16 protein-coding genes are annotated in these 16836 nt (G+C 61.6%); 6 read left to right on the top strand and 10 right to left on the bottom strand.

What is annotated here, in order from left to right:
- Window positions 1-5: 5 nt before the first annotated feature.
- The 3 genes from ABCR88_RS19400 to ABCR88_RS19390 all read right to left on the bottom strand — a co-directional run bounded on the left by ABCR88_RS19400 (window position 6) and on the right by ABCR88_RS19390 (window position 2823).
- On the bottom strand, window positions 6-434 hold the full coding sequence (locus ABCR88_RS19400; RefSeq protein ID WP_080644476.1) for a hypothetical protein: 429 nt from the start codon (window positions 432-434) through the stop codon (window positions 6-8).
- A gap of 253 nt (window positions 435-687) precedes the next feature.
- Window positions 688-1587 (bottom strand): EamA family transporter, encoded by a 900-nt coding sequence (locus ABCR88_RS19395; protein ID WP_015635129.1) that lies wholly within the window; start codon window positions 1585-1587, stop codon window positions 688-690.
- A gap of 156 nt (window positions 1588-1743) precedes the next feature.
- Window positions 1744-2823 (bottom strand): SDR family oxidoreductase, encoded by a 1080-nt coding sequence (locus ABCR88_RS19390; protein WP_015635130.1) that lies wholly within the window; start codon window positions 2821-2823, stop codon window positions 1744-1746.
- Between the two features lie 74 nt (window positions 2824-2897).
- Between ABCR88_RS19390 and ABCR88_RS19385 the strand changes: the two genes are divergently transcribed.
- Window positions 2898-3287 carry a MerR family transcriptional regulator gene (locus ABCR88_RS19385; protein ID WP_015635131.1) on the top strand — a complete coding sequence of 130 codons (390 nt, stop codon included), beginning with the start codon at window positions 2898-2900 and terminating at the stop codon, window positions 3285-3287.
- A 168-nt stretch (window positions 3288-3455) separates the two neighbouring features.
- Here the strand turns inward: ABCR88_RS19385 and ABCR88_RS19380 are convergent, their stop codons facing one another.
- The 5 genes from ABCR88_RS19380 to ABCR88_RS19360 all read right to left on the bottom strand — a co-directional run bounded on the left by ABCR88_RS19380 (window position 3456) and on the right by ABCR88_RS19360 (window position 9621).
- Window positions 3456-4220: an amino acid ABC transporter ATP-binding protein gene (locus tag ABCR88_RS19380; protein WP_047285775.1), complete on the bottom strand. Its 765-nt coding sequence runs from the start codon at window positions 4218-4220 to the stop codon at window positions 3456-3458.
- Window positions 4217-4876 (bottom strand): amino acid ABC transporter permease, encoded by a 660-nt coding sequence (locus ABCR88_RS19375; RefSeq protein WP_015635133.1) that lies wholly within the window; start codon window positions 4874-4876, stop codon window positions 4217-4219. The genes ABCR88_RS19380 and ABCR88_RS19375 overlap by 4 nt, the downstream gene beginning before the upstream one ends.
- 9 nt (window positions 4877-4885) lie before the next feature.
- Window positions 4886-5533, bottom strand: coding sequence for an amino acid ABC transporter permease (locus tag ABCR88_RS19370; RefSeq protein WP_011060659.1), 648 nt, complete (start codon window positions 5531-5533; stop codon window positions 4886-4888).
- 63 nt (window positions 5534-5596) lie between these two features.
- Complete coding sequence (locus ABCR88_RS19365) at window positions 5597-6385, bottom strand: ABC transporter substrate-binding protein (protein WP_041117391.1); 789 nt, start codon at window positions 6383-6385, stop codon at window positions 5597-5599.
- 188 nt (window positions 6386-6573) lie between these two features.
- The gene (locus ABCR88_RS19360) at window positions 6574-9621 is read right to left on the bottom strand and encodes an aminotransferase class III-fold pyridoxal phosphate-dependent enzyme (RefSeq protein ID WP_041117395.1); all 3048 of its coding nucleotides are present in this window, start codon (window positions 9619-9621) and stop codon (window positions 6574-6576) included.
- A gap of 139 nt (window positions 9622-9760) precedes the next feature.
- On the opposite strand from ABCR88_RS19360, the gene ABCR88_RS19355 reads away from it, so the two are divergent.
- The 5 genes from ABCR88_RS19355 (at window position 9761) to ABCR88_RS19335 (ending at window position 16040) form a co-directional block, all read left to right on the top strand.
- On the top strand, window positions 9761-10201 hold the full coding sequence (locus ABCR88_RS19355; RefSeq protein WP_011060662.1) for an Lrp/AsnC family transcriptional regulator: 441 nt from the start codon (window positions 9761-9763) through the stop codon (window positions 10199-10201).
- A 211-nt stretch (window positions 10202-10412) separates the two neighbouring features.
- On the top strand, window positions 10413-10919 hold the full coding sequence (locus tag ABCR88_RS19350) for a sigma-70 family RNA polymerase sigma factor (protein WP_011060663.1): 507 nt from the start codon (window positions 10413-10415) through the stop codon (window positions 10917-10919).
- The gene (locus tag ABCR88_RS19345) at window positions 10916-11881 is read left to right on the top strand and encodes a FecR domain-containing protein (protein ID WP_053150696.1); all 966 of its coding nucleotides are present in this window, start codon (window positions 10916-10918) and stop codon (window positions 11879-11881) included. Before ABCR88_RS19350 ends, ABCR88_RS19345 begins: the two co-directional genes overlap by 4 nt.
- Before the next feature lie 97 nt (window positions 11882-11978).
- Complete coding sequence (locus ABCR88_RS19340) at window positions 11979-14813, top strand: TonB-dependent receptor (RefSeq protein WP_350403123.1); 2835 nt, start codon at window positions 11979-11981, stop codon at window positions 14811-14813.
- Between the two features lie 183 nt (window positions 14814-14996).
- Window positions 14997-16040: a hypothetical protein gene (locus tag ABCR88_RS19335; RefSeq protein WP_072452398.1), complete on the top strand. Its 1044-nt coding sequence runs from the start codon at window positions 14997-14999 to the stop codon at window positions 16038-16040.
- Between the two features lie 51 nt (window positions 16041-16091).
- On the opposite strand, the gene ABCR88_RS19330 is transcribed toward ABCR88_RS19335, so the two are convergent.
- Window positions 16092-16574: a hydrolase gene (locus ABCR88_RS19330; protein WP_053151489.1), complete on the bottom strand. Its 483-nt coding sequence runs from the start codon at window positions 16572-16574 to the stop codon at window positions 16092-16094.
- 14 nt (window positions 16575-16588) lie between these two features.
- Complete coding sequence (locus tag ABCR88_RS19325; RefSeq protein WP_236186925.1) at window positions 16589-16804, bottom strand: hypothetical protein; 216 nt, start codon at window positions 16802-16804, stop codon at window positions 16589-16591.
- Between the last annotated feature and the right edge of the window lie 32 nt (window positions 16805-16836).

The raw sequence follows: 16836 nt of genomic DNA, 5'->3' as shown, positions 1-16836 counted from the left end.
TCAATCTAAGGCTTGGCTCGATCCCACCGACAGGCTGCCAACCGGCTGATATTCGTTGCACTTGTCTGACCTTGGTCGATGTCGCCGTCGGCGTTCAGGTAGATATCGGTAGTGGGCCATTGCGGGCTGATGCTGATGCAATGATTACGCCTGGTGATTTTGCTCCACCACGAAAACTCCATAAAGAACTCCTCGTCCGGGAACAGTGCGCCATGATCGGTTGCGCCGCCTCCGGGAAGCATTCCTCCTTTATCAATCCGATCCTGGACATTCCAGATGTACCTGAGCGCGTCCTGGCCTGAGGGCGAGTAGTGGACATTCACCCTTGGCAACGCGAAGTCCCAATGAGTGGCCAGCCACAACAGCAGCGCTATCCAGAGCAACGTTACGTACCAGGGCCGGCGCGTGCCTGCGTGGCGGGGCAAGAATTTCATCTCCATCCCTTGGGCGTTTTTTGGGGGAGGGGGGGCGGGTTGAGAATGGAGACGGTAGTGTTGCAGCCGGTCATTGTCCACTTCCGGCTGCTGTGTGGCGTCTTGTGCTGACTGTCAGCACAAGACGCTTTGAGCCCGGTGCCGATGGTGACCGCGCTGACCTGCACTTTTTCAAAGGCCTTGTGACGCGGCCAGTGCCTTGAAACACTTAACAAAACACCGATCGCCAGAGTAATCAGAGACCCAGAGCAGCTCATTCGGCCGACGCGACTGATGCTTTGCTGCCCAAGCGAATCAGTTCATTGGAGAAACACAGGCCGAGGATGATCAGTGCCGCTCCTGCATACAGGCTTTCACGGGGAACTTCATTGAGCGCCACAAACGCCAGCAGCGCGGCGAACAGCGGCTCGGTCAGCTCCAGGGCTTGCACTTGGGATGGCTTGAGATATTCGATGGCCTTGGTAGTGCAGAAGAAGCCCAGGATTGTCGGCAGCGTGGCCAGCGCCAGCAGGGCGGCGATCGCCAGCGGCGACAGCTCGCCCATTGTGAATCCATCGGCTGCCGCTGGCAGCAGCAGGTACAGGCCGCCGAAGAACAACAATTGGCGAGTGAAATGCAGTCCTCCCGACACCCCCATGCGCTTCATGGCAACCGAAAAGGCCCCATAGCCGCAGCCGGCCATGGCGGCAAGCGCCGCACCTTGCAGGGTAAAACCCTGCTGCAGGTCGCCGCCGAAGATCACTGAGATCCCGGCGATGGCCAGTGCGGCGCCAACGGTGGCGTTCGCGGTGATGGGATCCTTGAGGAAAATGCGCCCCAGAATGATCGAGGAAATGGAAGCGCTGGCCATCAGGACCACCACCACACCTGCTGCCGCGTAGTGTCGATAGGCGGAGGTTTCGAAGTGGAACAGCACAAAGATGCCAAGAAATGCGCAGATAGCTGCCTGGATCCATTGGCTCGATTTCTCCGGGCGCTTGAGGAAAAACAGCAAGATTGATAGCAGCACGCAACCCAGTAGGGTCTTGATGACAGCGACACTGCTCGCGGTGAAATCATTATTCATGAGGACTTTGCTGAGTACACCGATCGTTGCGTTCAGTGCCGCAGCGCACAGTGCAAATATGACGCCTTTGCTGAAAGTGGATGGCATCGATGACGATCCCTGTCGCTGAATGGTTGTTCGATAGAATGCCGCCCTGCATCGGCGGCGCACAGTTTGAGTGGACGAAACTCCCGGCACTCCCGGTGGTGATGGGGGGGTAAGTGAGTTCGTCCGGCAGGACACTGCCGACCTTGAAGGGAGAGGTCAGCCGGCCTGACCCTTGGCCATGCAATGAGCGTTGACGAAGGTTGCAGTGTGCTGCAACGACTGACGTATATCCGGTTTGGCTATGCCATGCCTGCTAGCAAATTGCTCGACGGCCGCGGTATCAAAACGAGTGGTCTGGATGAAGTCCAAGGCTTCGGGTTGGGTATTCATGAATCGCGCGACGGGAGGAATGCTCAGTAGCCACTTCAGCAGTCGGAGCGAAACGTGATGCTTGGGAGACTTCAAGCCCAAAGGTTGTGCCACCTGCACCAACATTTCTCGCAAGTTGGGCGTTTGCGCATCCAGCGCCAGCAGTTCCTGGCCCGCCATGGCCGGATCAAAAGCACTCGCCGTCATCAGCTCCACCAGGTAGTCCACGGTGACCAGTGGCAGCCAGTGCCTGGCGGTACCGGGCACGGCCGTGAGCTTTCCCTGCACCAGGTTGCGTATCAGCGCCACCAGCGGCTGGCCGTCGAGGATATGCCCCGTGCGGCTGTGGCCACACACTGTCGCGGGGTGGACAACGGTCAGCTCTCCGCCCTTGGCGGACATGGTCTCCAGGGTCACAAAATGCGCTTCCAGCTTGCTCGCCTCGTAACCACCGACATGCCGGTAAAGCGCAGGCCAATCGGTCCGCTGCGGATGGTGAGGATCGATGCCGATGCGTCGCAGGTGTTCATGATTTTGCAGCATGTAGCCGCCGATCATCACCAACCGGCTGTTTTGCTCAGCCGCCAGCAGCGCCACGCGCTTGGCTCCTTCCACGTTCACCGCACGAGACTGTTCCAAGGTAAGCCCCCAGGCGAAGTGGGCACCCAGGTGGAAGACGACTCTGGCGTGCCTCAACGCTTCTCGGTCGGCAGGACTCAGCCCGAGCTGATCCCGTTCCAGATCGCCGGCCACGGCCAATACCCGGGAGGCGCAGCCGCCCAAATGGTCGACTTGCTCCCGCAGTGCCGCGAGTCGCTCCGGGCGACGCATCAGCACCCGAACGGTGTGACCTTTTGCACTCAGGTGTGCCAGCAAATGTTGACCGATGAAGCCGGTACCCCCGGTGACAAAGCACTCCACGCTCATTTCCCTGTTCCTTGTTGAAGGTGAGAAACCAAGCGTAAACTATCGACCCAACTCTATGGTCAAGTGGTGTTTTCATGAAAATTGGTGAAATCGAGGCCCGCAGCGGCGCCAGCCGTCATACGCTGCGTTACTACGAGCAAATCGGCCTGATCTCATCGCAGCGGCGAACGAACAACTATCGTGTTTACAACGCACAAACTCTGCAGGATCTTGACTTCATCCAGCGCGCGCAAAGCATGGGGTTTTCCCTGGGGGAAATAGGCGAGATTCTCGATGCGCAGCGCAACAAGCTGATCGACTGCGCCGAGGGCGCCAAGCTCATTGAAAAAAAGATGGCAGAAATCAAACAGAAAATCGCCAACTTCCAAAGCATTTATCGGTATCTGGATGAAGAGCGTGCAAAGCTCGAAGCCAGTGCTGCCGAGCAACTAGCGCTGCAGCGGTTGAACGACGCTTCCAGCTGAGCGCTCAGCTATTTTTGGCGGCCAGTTGTCGCCATATCAGGGCTTTTGTTTGCGGTGTCTCCATTGGCGGCAAGGCGTCTCGCTTGCGCCGGGTCATGCGCAAATTCGAGATGGCGCGAGAGCATGTCATCTACAACGGCCCCCGACATCCCCCTTTGACTCTGTGCCTCAGGCATGCAAATGCTTTTTCAAGAACGACCGAGTTCGTTCGTGAGTCGGGTTTTGCAGGATTTCTTGTGGCGCGCCTTCTTCGACCACCACGCCACCGTCCATGAAGATGATCCGGTCCGCCACTTCGCCGGCAAAGCGCATTTCATGGGTGACGATCAACATGGTCATGTGTTCGGCGGCGAGTTGCTTCATGACCTGGTTGACCTCTTCCACCAGCTCGGGGTCCAGCGCCGAGGTGGCTTCATCGAACAGCATGACCTTGGGGCGCATCGCCAGGGCCCTGGCAATGGCCACGCGCTGTTTCTGCCCGCCGGACAGGCGAGAAGGGTACTCGTCGAACTTGTTGGCCAGGCCGACCTTCGACAGGTACTCCATGGCCAGCTCGCGAGCGGCTGGCCTGGTCAGCCCTTTGAGCTTGATCGGGCCGAGGGCGATGTTTTCATGCACGGTCAGGTGCGGGAACAGGTTGAAGTGCTGGAACACCATGCCCATCTGCTGGCGCACGCTATTGATGTGCTGTTCAAAGGCTCGACCTTTCAAGGGGCGGTTGACGTGTTCGCCTTCCAGCCAGATCTCCCCCTCGTTCAGCACTTCCAGGTGGTTGATCGAGCGCAGCAGGGTGCTTTTGCCCGAACCACTGGGGCCGATGATGGCGATGATCTGTCCGCGCGAGACAGACAGATCGATGCCTTTGAGCACTTCAAGTGCGCCATACGCCTTGCGCGCGCCCTTGACTTCAACCATGAGCTTTTCGGTGGTCATCGTGACATCTCTACCTTATTTTCAAGAAGGTGCAGGCCAGCTTCCAGGACAAGATTGACCGCGTAATAAATCACCGCGACGGCCAGATAGAACTCGAACGGGCTGTAGGTTTCGCTCACGGCGCGCTGGGCGCTGTAGACCAGTTCGGCGATGCCGATGATCGACACCAGGGAGGTGTCCTTGAGCAGGACGATCAGGTTGTTGCCCAGCGGGGCCAGGGTATTGCGTAGTGCCTGTGGCACCACCACGTAGCGTTGCGCCTGGCTGCGGCTCAGGCCAATGGAGCGCGCACCTTCAATCTGCCCGGGGTCGACCGACAGGACTCCGGCCCGAATCACGTCGGCGTTGTAGACCGCAAAATGCAGGCTCAGGCCGATGATGCCGGCCGCGAGGGCCGGGATATCGATCCCCACTTGCACCAGGCCGTAATAGATCAGGTACAGCTGAAGCAGCAGGGGGGTGCCCATCAGCAGCCAGGTCATGAAGCGTATGGGAAGGGATACCAGTTTGGGGGTGTAGAGCACGATAAGGGCGAAGGCTATGCCCGCTATCAGGCTCAATACGCTGGAGCAGAGGAACAGGACGATGGTCCACCAGAGTCCGGTTGCCAGCAGCTCGGAATAGGGGGTGAGAATACTGAGATCGAGGCTTTGCATTGACGCGTCTCACTTTGCCGCGAAGCGTTTGTCGAGGTGGTCAACCAGCAATCTGACCGTGTAGACCATGGCGATATACAAAATGGCCGACACCATGAAGATCTCGAATGGCTTGTAGGTGGAGCTGATAAAGCGCTGTGCTGTATAGGAGAGTTCCACCACCGAGATGGTCGACACCAGGGCCGAGCCCTTGATCAGCGCGACCGCATTGACCCCCAGTGGCCTGATCATCAGCTTGGCGGTTTGCGGCAGGGTGATCAGCCACAGGGTCTGGCCCTTGCCGAAACCGATTGAACGGGCCGCTTCGACCTGGCCGGGATCGACGTTGCTGATGGCGCCGCGAATGGATTCAGCCATGTAGGCCGCGATGTTCAGGCCCAGGCCGATGACGCCAGCGGAAAACGGCTCCAGCTCAAGGCCGATCTGCGGGCCGCCAAAGTAGAGGAGGAAGAGTTGGACCAGGCAGGGCGTGCCGCGAAAAACGCTGATGTAGACCCTGGCCAGGCAGCGAAGCAGGAAAAAGCCGGACAGCCGGGCCGCCACCAGCACGATGGCGACCAGCAGGCCCAGCAGCAGTGCCAGTAGCGAAACGTGCACCGTGACCCAGGCCGCCTCCAGAAAAAACGGCAGGGTGCGCTGTATGAGTGTCAGATCCATGGGCAGGCTCGAAAAGGTCAGGTTGACCGGCCCGACCCCAGGTCGAGCCAGGCTGAAGATGAGTCAGCGAATGTCCTTGCCGATCCACTTCATCGAGATCTTTTCGTAGCTGCCATCGGCGAGCATGTCGTTCAGTGCCTGCTGCATCGCCGCCTTGAGCTCGGGGTTGTTCTTGCGCAGCGCAATGCCCATGCCTTCAACCCCACCTTCACTGTCGGGTGGCGTGATGATGCGCACTTTCTGCCCGGTTTCCTTGACGGCCACCAGTACCGGAACGCTGTCCATCACCAGCGCGTCGAGGCGTCCGGCTTCCAGGTCGACCAGCATCTCGGGAAGCCCTTTATAGGTTTTCACCTTCAAGTTGCCCCGCGCCCTGGCCCATTTGTCGTGGGCATCGCCCAGGGTGACGCCCACCTTCACATCCTTCAGGTCATCCAGGCTGTTGATCGGCGAATCCTCTTTCACCACGATGGTGCGGCCGGCGTGGTAGTAGGGGCCGACGAAGTCCACGGCCCTCAGGCGCTCCGGGGTAATGGTCATGGAGGCGATGATGGCGTCGTATTTTTTTGCCAGGAGTCCGGCGATTATTCCGTCGAAGGGCGTGGTGACGATGCTGACTTTCACCCCGAGCCGTTGGGCCAGGGCTTCGCTGATGGAGGCGTCGAAGCCGACGATCTGGTTCTGCTCGTTGGCAAAGCTGAAGGGCGAGTATTGCCCGCTCATGGCGATGCGGATTTCTCTGGATTCCCGGATCGATTGCAAGTCATCAGCCTGAGCGGCTGCGGGGCAGAGGAGCGCCGCGGCGGCGACGGTGGATGCGGCAAGCAGACCCTTGAGCGTTCTGGTTAGCATGGGATGGCACCTTTGAAGAATTATTATTTTTTGTTGTGGGCTCTTCACCCTGGCCTCGGGAAAAGCTTTGCACAGGTCATTGCGCAAAGCACCCGGCAAGGTGTCCGCGTGCCGGACACATTGCCGGAGTTGGCCGACACTATGTCGGCCAGCCCGGTTTGGAGCGCTGCGGCCTCGATCCTGATGCTCTAGCGCAGTGCTGCCTTGAAGCTTTCGTCCAGGACCTCAAGCAGGAAGTCGGCGTTCTTCTGGCTGAAAATCATCGAGGGGCGCATTTTCAGTACGTTGTCGTAGGGGCCTTCGGTGCCGATCAGAATGCCGCGCTCCCGGGCACCATCGGCGACCCTCCTGGCCAGTTGCGTAGCGGGAGCCTTGCTCTTGCGATCGGTGACCAGTTCAATCCCGAGGAACAGCCCCAGGCCGCGTACGTCGCCAATGGCATCGTAGCGCTGCTGCAGCGTGCGAAAGCCATCGAGCAAGTAGTTGCCCACCGTCAGTGCGTTGAGTTTCAGGTTGTCGCGTTCAATCACATCGAGAACGCTGAGCCCCACGGCACAGGAAACCGGGTTGCCGGCGAAGGTGTTGAAGTACTCCATGCCATTGTTGAAGCTATCGGCGATCTCGCGGGTGGTCACCACTGCCGACATCGGGTGGCCGTTGCCAATGGGTTTGCCCATGGACACCGCATCGGGCACCACGCCCTGGGTTTCAAAGGCCCACCAGTGGCTGCCCACTCGACCAAAGCCGACCTGGACTTCATCGGCCAGGCACAGGCCGCCCTCGGCACGCACCATTGCATAGACTTCCTGCAAGTAGTTTTCCGGGAAAAACAGTTGCCCGGCGACGCTGGGAATGGACTCCGCGAGAAAGAACGCCGGGGCCCGGCCCTGCTTGCGCATGCTATCGATCTGCTCGGCGACACTTTGCGCGAAACGCTTGCCCAGCTCCTCGAACGGCCAGTGATCCGCGGCGCGGTAGGCATCCGGCACGGCCGCCTCGAATACGTGTTCTGCACGGCCTTTGCCGGCCTTGCGCTTGTACTTGTAGGGGCTGAGGTCGATCAGCTCCTGGGTGGTGCCGTGGTAGGCCCAGTCCAGCACAATGGCATCGTTGCGCCCGGTGTGATTGCGCGCCATGCGCAGCATCAGGCTATTGGCTTCGCTGCCTGAACAGCCGAAGGAGGCCACCGCCAGGCCTTCGGGCAAGGTCGCGGTGAGCCGCTCGGCGTACTCCACGATGCTGTCGTGAAGGTAGCGGGTGTTGGTGTTCAGGCGTGAAGCCTGGCGCGCCAGGGCCTGTACCACGTCGGGATGGGAGTGGCCCAGGTGGCAGACGTTGTTGAAGCAGTCCAGGTAGGCCCGGCCAAAGTTGTCTATCAACCAGACTCCATCACCGCGTACGAACTTGATCGGGTCCGAGTAGGAAATCGATAAGTTGGGCAGCAGCAGTTGTTTACGCTTGGCCACGATCTCTGCTTTGCTTCTGCCTTCCTGGCTGTAGGTTTCCGCAGGAATTCCGGCCAGGGTCGATGCATCCGGGAACAGGTCGGCCCACACCTCAAGGTAGGCGCGCTCACCGACGCCGATGAACTCGCTCGCTTGCAGCTGGGTATCGGTGGACATCTGGAAGTGCACATGGGGTAGCCAGCCGCCGTTTTCCGTGTCCGCGCCCATGTGGCCCACCAGGGCGCCCGCCTCAAGACGGTCCCCGGGGTTGAGGCGGGTCAGCGCTTCGTGGGCCATGTGCCCCCACAGGGTCAGGAACGGCGGGCAGCCCTCAGGCGAATGCTCAAGCATGATCACGCCGCCATAGCCCAGCGGTTCACGCTCGACCTCGACGCTGCGCACTACGCCGGCAAGCGGTGTGTACAGCGGCGTTCCGGCCGGCATGATCAAGTCGACGCCCAGGTGAATGATCCGACGTTGCCCTGCAATGAAGCGCGATTCAAATGCCGCATCGGTGTAGATGGTCCGTTCTTCGCCCCAGGGGCCGATGCCCAGTGGCACTTGATGTTCAGCCGCGAAATCGTTCCACCATTTCGCCGCCTCTGCCGGACGTTGCTCGGCGGAGGCGACCGTCAGCACATGGGCGGCATCGGCGAACGGCACAATGGCCTTGTTCAGGGTCGCCGCCGCCGGATGCACGATGTCCGCGAAGGAGTGGTGGTTTTCATCCACCCAGCGGCGAACCGCCCCGGCACCTTCTATCGCGTCATAACCGCAGGCCTTGCGCAGGATCGCCGTCGCCAGGCGCGGGTTCATGCGGTCCATTTTTTCCAGCAGGCGCCAGGCCGGGGCTTCGCTGATGGCCAGGTAAGGGTTGTCCTGGGTCTGCTCGTGGCGCGAGGCCGACAAGGTGACGCTGATGACCAGGCGCATGGCGATCAGGTTGAACAGCACGTCCAGTTCTTGCGGCTGCAGCGGGTAGCGCTCGTGGAAGCCGGCGGTGAGCGCGGCGGCCGCGCCGATGGGGTCCTCCATGTCGAGAATGGAGTAGGCGCAGGTGATGGCGACTTCGGCAATCAGCACCGTATGCACGGCATCGCCAAAGTCGATGATGCCCGAGACCTGCTGATGAGTCTGCGGGTCGACGAGGATGTTCCAGTCATTGCCGTCATTGTGAATGACCTGCGTGCGCAACCGCGCAAGCCTGGGTTGTACCGTGTTTTCGAACGCGGAAATGAAGCGCTCCAGAATGGCTCGTCGGCCAGGATCCTTGACGAAATGCAGGCGCGATCTGGAGCGCGCGGCGTGCCGCAGGTCCCAGTCCAGGTCGCGCACCGCACCGGGATGCATGAAGCCCTGCAACGCACGATCCATGTCGGCGAACGATTGGCCCAGGCTGCGCATGAGTTCGAACGTGCGCTTGACCTCGGCCAGGGGAGTACCGTGCAGCCAACTCACCAGGCGCACCGCATGGGTTTCACCGGAGGGCGCCATGGCCGAGGCGAGGAAGCCACCGGCAAGGCTCTTCTTCAGCTGCGGCACGGCAAGCTCGGGGTTGTAGTTGGCGAGGTGGCTGAGGATGGCCGTCTGCAGCTCGCTTTCAGTACGCGGTTCACTCGAATTGACCACCTTCAGAATCCACCCCGCATCGCTTGCAGTGTTCAACCGGTAGTTGCAGTCGCGCTCGCCATCCAGGGGCGAGGCCGTGGCGACGACATTGAAAAGCTGCTCGGCCAGTTGTTCGGCATCGCGGGGCGAGAACTGCGGGGCGGGATGGGAAAGGTTGGTCATGGTAATGGTTTTCCAAGTTATTGTTTTCAGTTAGCTTGGCATGCGAAATCCTTGACGGCAGTAGGTATGCGGTCGGTGTTGGCCTGCATATTGTCGGAATCGACCGGCACAAATTCGGTAGTCAAAGTGAGGAGTCTTGATGCGCGACCTGGACGTGAAAGATCGCGAAATACTGGACATTCTGTCTAAAGAAGCGCGGATTGCCCTGAAGGCCCTGGCCGCGAGAATCGGACTGTCCAGAAGCGCTACCAGCGAGCGTGTCCTCAACCTTGAGCGCAATGGCGTGATCAGGGGCTACCGGGCGGATATTGGCGAAATCGACGCCAACGTGATTCGCGCCATGTTTCTGGTGTGCCTGAAACGCACGCCGGCCATCAGCCTGCTGGACATGCTGGCCCAGCACTCCCAGGTGCGACGCATCTCTTCGGTCAGTGGCCAGCTCGATCTGGTGATCGAGATCGAATCCCGCACCATTGATGACCTGAACCGAGTCCGGGATGCCGTAGCCAGTCATGAGTCGGTCGAGGACATCACCACGGCGGTGGTGCTTCGGCGCGACATCGACCGGCAGACTTCCTGATTCTGCGACGCGAAGAGCGGGCGGGATGTGCCTGCGGGAAGTGCCGGGCGCAGCCGCAAAAGCTCTGAAATGCTCGCTTGGCGCCCGTCCCCGGTAGCCGGATGTGGGAGGGCGGGCCCATTCCCTTGCGGCAATCGGCCGCTTCCCACCCTGTACAACGTGCATCGCAAAATCATAAAATGAGAAGCATTATCATTAATGCGAATCTGCCATGCACAACCACAGCCTCTCTTCGCCCGTCGCCCAGTTGTATGCGAACCATCACGGCTGGCTGCGGGGCTGGCTACACCGGCGCCTGGGGCACAGTGCCGATGCCGAGGACCTGGCCCATGACACCTTTATCCGGGTGCTGCGCTCCCAGGAGGATGTGCGTGAGTTGCGCCAGCCCATGGCCTTTCTGGCCACCATTGCCAACGGCCTGCTGATCAATCGCTGGCGCCGCCAGGCGATCGAACGGGCTTATCTGGAAGCCCTGGCGGCGCGGCCGGTGGGGGAGGAGCCTTCGCCGGAGGAGCGGCATCTGATGATCGAGACCCTGTTGCAGCTGGATTCGCTGCTGGTGGGCTTGTCGTCACGGGTGCGGCAGATTTTCTTTCTGTCCCAGCTCGATGGCCTGACCTATCCGCAGATCGCTGCGCAGTTGGGCTTGACCGTGGCCCAGGTGCAGCGGGCCATGGGCAAGGCGTTCAGTGTCTGTTACGCGAGCCGTTTTGAATGAGTGGCGCTGCGGTCGATCCCCGAGTGCGGGACAACGCCATCGATTGGCTGGTGCGGATGCAGTCCGGGCTGATGAGCGCCGCGGACCATCAGGCCCTGCAGCAGTGGCGGCAAGCCAGCCTCGAGCATGAATACGCGTGGCAGCGGGTCAGCAGCCTGCCGCTGATGTTGCAGCCAGGGGCCAATCTGTTGGCCGATGCCACGGCGCGCCGGGCATTGCAAGCGGCGGGCGCCGATCCGCAGCGACGGCGACAGGTGCTCAAGTGCCTGCTGGCCCTGGGGCTGTTGGGGGGCATTTCCTGGCAGGGGGCGGATTCCACCCTGGTGCGCTCAGCTCTGGCCAGTTATCGCACCGGCGTCGGCGAGCGACGCCATTGGGCCCTGGCCGACGGTGGCTCGCTATGGCTGAACACCGCCAGTGCGGTGAACCTGGACCTGAGCGCCCGGCAGCGCAGCCTGCAATTGATCGAGGGCGAACTGGCCCTGGACACCCCGGCGGCCTCTGCATCCCTGCAACTGTCGACCTCGGATGCGGTGCTCTATAGCCGTGGTGCCAACCTGCTGGTGCGTCACGATCGCCTGGGCACCCAGGTGACGGTGTTGCGCGGGCTGGTGCAGGTGAGCGCACGGCAGCACCCAGCACCGCTGGCGTTGCAGGCCGGCTGGCAAACCCGAGTCGATGGCCGGGGAGCAGGGCGGCCAAGCCCCATCGATACGTTTCTGGCCCAGGCCTGGATGCGCGGCATCCTGCCCGCCGAGCGCATGCGCCTGGATCAGTTGCTGGCAGAGCTGTCGCGCTATCGCCCGGGCTTCTTGCGTTGCAGCGAAGCCGTGGCGGGCCTGCGCGTAACCGGCAGTTTTCAGTTGGACGACACCGATGCCGCCCTGGCCCTGGTAGCCAATACCTTGCCGGTGCGCATTGAGCGAAGAACCCGTTACTGGGTGACCGTGGTGCCGGCCTGACACTTTTTTTTCACCGGCGCGATAGTTTTTTCGATCTGGCTTGGCCTTCAGGTATTACCCACCGGCACAGGTGGGTTTCGATCCCTAGGAGCCCTGCATGATTTTCCCTGCTCGTGTCTTGCGTACCCATACCTTCGGCCTGCTGTTGCTCGGTTTGCAGCCGCTCTGTAGTGAAGTGGTGTTGGCTGCCGGCGAGCGCCACTACAGCATCGGCGCCGGTCCCCTGGACCAGGTGCTGTCGCGCTTTGGCGCCGAGGCGGGCATCAGCATGGCCGGCAGTGCGCTGCTCACCGCAGGCAAGACCAGCCAGGGCCTGCAAGGGGATTTCAATACCGAGGCGGGCTTGAACCAGCTGCTGTCGGGCACCGGCCTGGGCTACGTGCGCCAGGCCGACGGCGGCTATGCCTTGCGCCTGCGCTCTGATGCGGTGTCGCTGCCGACGCAGAAGATCAAGGGCGAGAACCCTGACGAGGAGGAGGTGTACCGGGCGCCGCGTTCGTCGGTGTACATCTCCGCCGACGACCTGCAGCGCTTTGGCGTGGTGTCGGTGGGCGACATGCTCAAGGGCCAGCCCGGGGTCCAGGTCGGTGACAGCCGCAATGGCGGCGGCCTGGATGTGAACATCCGCGGCATCCAGGGCCAGAGCCGGGTGGCGGTGACGGTGGACGGTTCGCAGCAGGCGCTGGATGTCTATCGCGGTTATGCCGGGACTCAGCAACGCAGCTACATCGACCCGGACATGATCAGCGACATCGCCATCGACAAGGGCCCGAGCCTGACCTCCAGTGCCATAGGCGGCACGGTGAAGATGCGCACCCTCGGGGTCGGCGACATCCTCAAGGACGGTCAGAATATCGGCCTGCGGCTCAAGGGTGATGTCTGGAACAACGGTGTGGCCCCGGCCTCCCGCGATCCGCACTCCAAGACCCAGGACCTGTACTCCGAGCCGCATCAGAGCCGCGGCGGGCTGTTCGGCTCGGAGGCCGAGGCCGGCAGTGCCGCGTTCGCCTATTCCCATGAATTCTTCGATGTGGTGGCGGCCTACGCCCATCGCAACCAGGGCAACTATTTCGCCGGCAAGAAGGGCCAGGATCGCTACCGCACCTATGACCGTTACGGCGATGAAGAGACCAGCGTCGCCACCACCTACAACGCCGGGGAAGAAGTGCTGAACTCCTCGTCGAAGACCGAATCCTGGCTGCTCAAGACCACCCTGCGCCCGGCGGACGGCCACACCTTCGACCTGGGCTACCGGCGCTACGACGGACGCATCGGCGAGATCATGCCCTCGGACATCTTCCGTTTCGGCACTGGCGGCATCTACCAGTACCCCCTGGGCCATACCCAGATCGACACCTACACCGCGCGCTACAACTACCTGCCTGCAGGCAACCCGCTGGTGGACCTGAGCGCCGACCTGTGGATGACCGATGCGCAGACCAGCCAGTTGACCGCCGTCTCGGCGCCGGCATCCCAGGCCTACCGTTCGGACCGCAACTGGAGCCGCCAGGCCGATCGCCGGGTGGGCGGTGGCCTGGCCAATACCTCGCGTTTCGAGACCGGCTACGGCGACTTGAAGCTGGACCTGGGCAGCTCGTTCCAGCTGGAGGAACTGCGCCCGCAGAAAAGCGTGGCCACCACCCAGGACGATATCAACGCCAACCGCATGCTGCGCGAAGGTTCGCGGCAGGAGTTCAGTTTCAACGGCAAGCTGGAGTACAAGCCGGTGGACAGCCTCACCCTGTGGGGCGGAGGGCGCTACACCCACTATCGCAGCAAGGATCACGTGCCCACGGCCACGGCGCGTCGCGAGGAACGTGACCTGCGCTACCTACGGGTTTCCAACGGCGACAATTCCGGCAACATGATGTGGTTCCCCGACCAGAACGGCCAGTACACCGACGCCACCGACCCGCGCCTGAACAACGGCATCGTCTTCCAGAACACCAACTTCCCCTTCGAGGGCGTGCGCTACAACGACTTTGGCGCCACCGACTCCACGGTCTATCCGTCCGAGGTCGGCGAAGTGGTCACCGGCTACAACTACTCCGGCAAGAACAGCAACAGCGGTGGCGCCTTTGCCCCGGCCTTCGGTATCAATATCGAAGTGCTGCCGGACACCTTCGTATATGCCTCGTATACCCAGGGCTTTCGCATGCCGTCGCTGTTCGAAACCAGCCAGGGCGTGCAGCAGACGATGCCCGGCAAGGGCCTCAAGCCCGAGCGTTCGAGCAACTGGGAGATCGGCGCCAGCACCCTGCAAAAGGGCCTGTTGGTGGATGACGACTCGGCGGCGTTCAAGCTGGCCTACTTCAACAACACCATCAAGAACTACATCACCCGCTACTACGACCCGAGCCCGGGCCTGTGGGGCCTGATGCGCTTCAGCAACACCGACAGCTACAAAACCAGCGGTCTGGAGCTGCAGACCCGCTACGATGCCGGGCGGGTGTTTGCCGACCTGTCGTCCACCTACTACCTGAAGACCGAAACCTGCGACGCGGCTTTCGCGGCCACCCTGCGCGCCACCAGCAACCCCTACCAGAAAACCGCCGACACCCCGGACTGCACCCCGGGCAGCTTCATGGGCTCCTACACCAACACCCAGAACCCGCCACGCTTTGCCGGCAATCTGACCACTGGCCTGCGCTTCTTCGATCAGAGCCTGACCCTCGGCACGCGCATCACCTACACCTCCGGCCCCACGGTTACCGCCGACAAGCCCTGGCAGACCGGCGCCACCACGCCGCAACTGAACTACCGCGAAGTGGCGCTGGTCGATCTGTTCCTCAACTACAAACTGAAGGAAGACGCCAGCCTCAACGTGTCGCTGCAGAACCTCACCGACCGCTACTACCTGGACCCGCTGGCGCAGAGCTTCATGCCGGCACCGGGGCGCACGCTGCGGGTGGGGATGCAGGCGAAGTTCTAGGATGCGGGCGGCCCTCTCCGGACCAGGCAGCAAGGTGCGGCCTTGCTGCGCCGGCCTTTTACTGCGGCGGGTCGACCCAGTAAAGTAGGCCGCTTTCGCCCCCATTGGCCGGCACTCGCCCCTGACCTGAGCGGTATTGCCAAAGGGATCTGGCCCTCGCTGCGTTACAGATAAGGATATCCAATGAAGACCCTGGTAAAGCGCCTCCGCCCCCTGGCTGTTCTGGTTTCAGTCACGCTCTTGAGCGCCTGTGCCCCGCTGGGCAGTTCCGACCTCAATGGCAGCGCCACGCAGAACCCGACCAACCAGCTCCTGGAGATCATCGATGGCGCGACCCGGGACGGTATGTCCGTGGTGCTGGTGCCGGCGCTCATGCCCAACAAGAGCGTGACCGACCTCTCCAGCTATTCCCATCGCGTGATCTTCAGCAACAAGGACCAGCCGGGCCAGGGCTACATGCAGTCCTTCGCCAATAACGACCTGGAGAAAATCAAGGAAACCGTATTTCTCTGGGACTTCCTTGAAGTGCACATCGTCCCGCCGGGAACCTACCTGATGTCCGGCGGCATTGATTACAGGATCGACAGCAGCCTGGCCCAGGTAGGCGCCGCAAAGGGCCAGCCGGCCAGCAGTGCCCGTGGTTCGGTGGACATGTCTGCGGTGCTGTATCGCCAGTTCGTCAAGGAACAATACTGGCGCGACGCTTCCTACGCGGATACCACCCACACCCAGAATGTCTGCAGTACCGTGCATGTCGCCTCCGGCCAGTGCGTGGCCTGGCAAGAGCAGCAATACAACACGCGCCGGCAGGTGTCGGAAGGCGGTTGGACCGAAGGCACCAAGATCCGTGATGTCCAGTCCGTCAAGTTGAAGGCTCAGATCCCCGACGCCTACGCGCCCCTGGCCTTCAGTATCCAGCCCGGCCAGATACTGCTCAGCGACCGCTTCCACCTGAAAACCCCGGCCGTGAGCTACGACAAGAAGACTTGCAAGGCTATCGACCCGCAGAACATCAAATGCGCACTGCGGGATATCCAGGTCTACGTGAGGCCGGCCCCCGTGGAACTGGTCAAGAAGTTCAGCGACAAGGAGCTGGCGAATGTCAACGACACAGGACGCCGGGTGCTGGCGCGTATCGAACCGATGAAAACCCGCCTGCAAGGGGACACCGGCATGGAAGACCTGGTGTGGGGCATCCCGGTTTCCCTGAAGAAGACCGCCAGGTAAGGGGGCTTGCCTTGGGGCGCGGAGAACAGCGCGCAGCGCCACGGGCCATTGCTAGTTGAAGGCGCTGCGCAAGGCTTTGATGACCTGTTCGATGGAGGGCCCTTGAATGGCCGGCGGTTGCGGGTTTTCGCCGAATTCGCGCCAGATGAACAGGGTCAGTTCCGCCCCGTCAGTCAGTGACAGGGCGTTTTCCTCATGGGCGAAAGTTTCAAGCAGCCGGTAGCGCTGATCACTCCAGAACAGCTCCTCGACCCAGGGGTACACCGGAATAAAGTGGAAATGGATGGGGTAGCCGGGGGCATGGCCGTACCGGCTGATGTACAGCCACTTGGGTTTGAGCTGCAGCTCCAGGTTTTTCTGCACCCTGGCGAGCAGGCCGCCCAACTCCGTCAGGGCGCTCTCGGGCAGCTCGGCCAGTGAATTGACCCGGGATCGCGAGCCCAGCATCAGGTAGCCGGGCAGGGCGGACGACAGGTGATGATTGAGCACCCAATGGTCGGTTTGCAGAATGATGAACTCGGGGGCTATGCCCACCTGCTGGGCGGTGTTCAAGGCATGGACTCCTGTTCGGGAAGGTCGCTCTTGTATTCGCCCCACTGCATGTACGCGTAGTACCGGGTCATTGCTTCGAAGTGGCTGGGGGCTTGCACTTCCCACACAAGCCGGGCGTCGGGGTGAAGCAGTTTGCGTGCGGTGTTTCCCTGTGGGCCGCTCAGACAGAAGGTCTGGCAGTCATCCGGTTCCATCCAGAGTTGGTAGTTCATCTCTTGCGCTTCTGAGTGTGGGGGAGGCTATC

Source organism: Pseudomonas sp. W17 (assembly GCF_040268305.1).
GTDB lineage: Bacteria > Pseudomonadota > Gammaproteobacteria > Pseudomonadales > Pseudomonadaceae > Aquipseudomonas > Aquipseudomonas protegens.
Note: the sequence above shows the minus strand (reverse complement) of the source record. Positions and strands in the feature narration are given on the sequence as shown.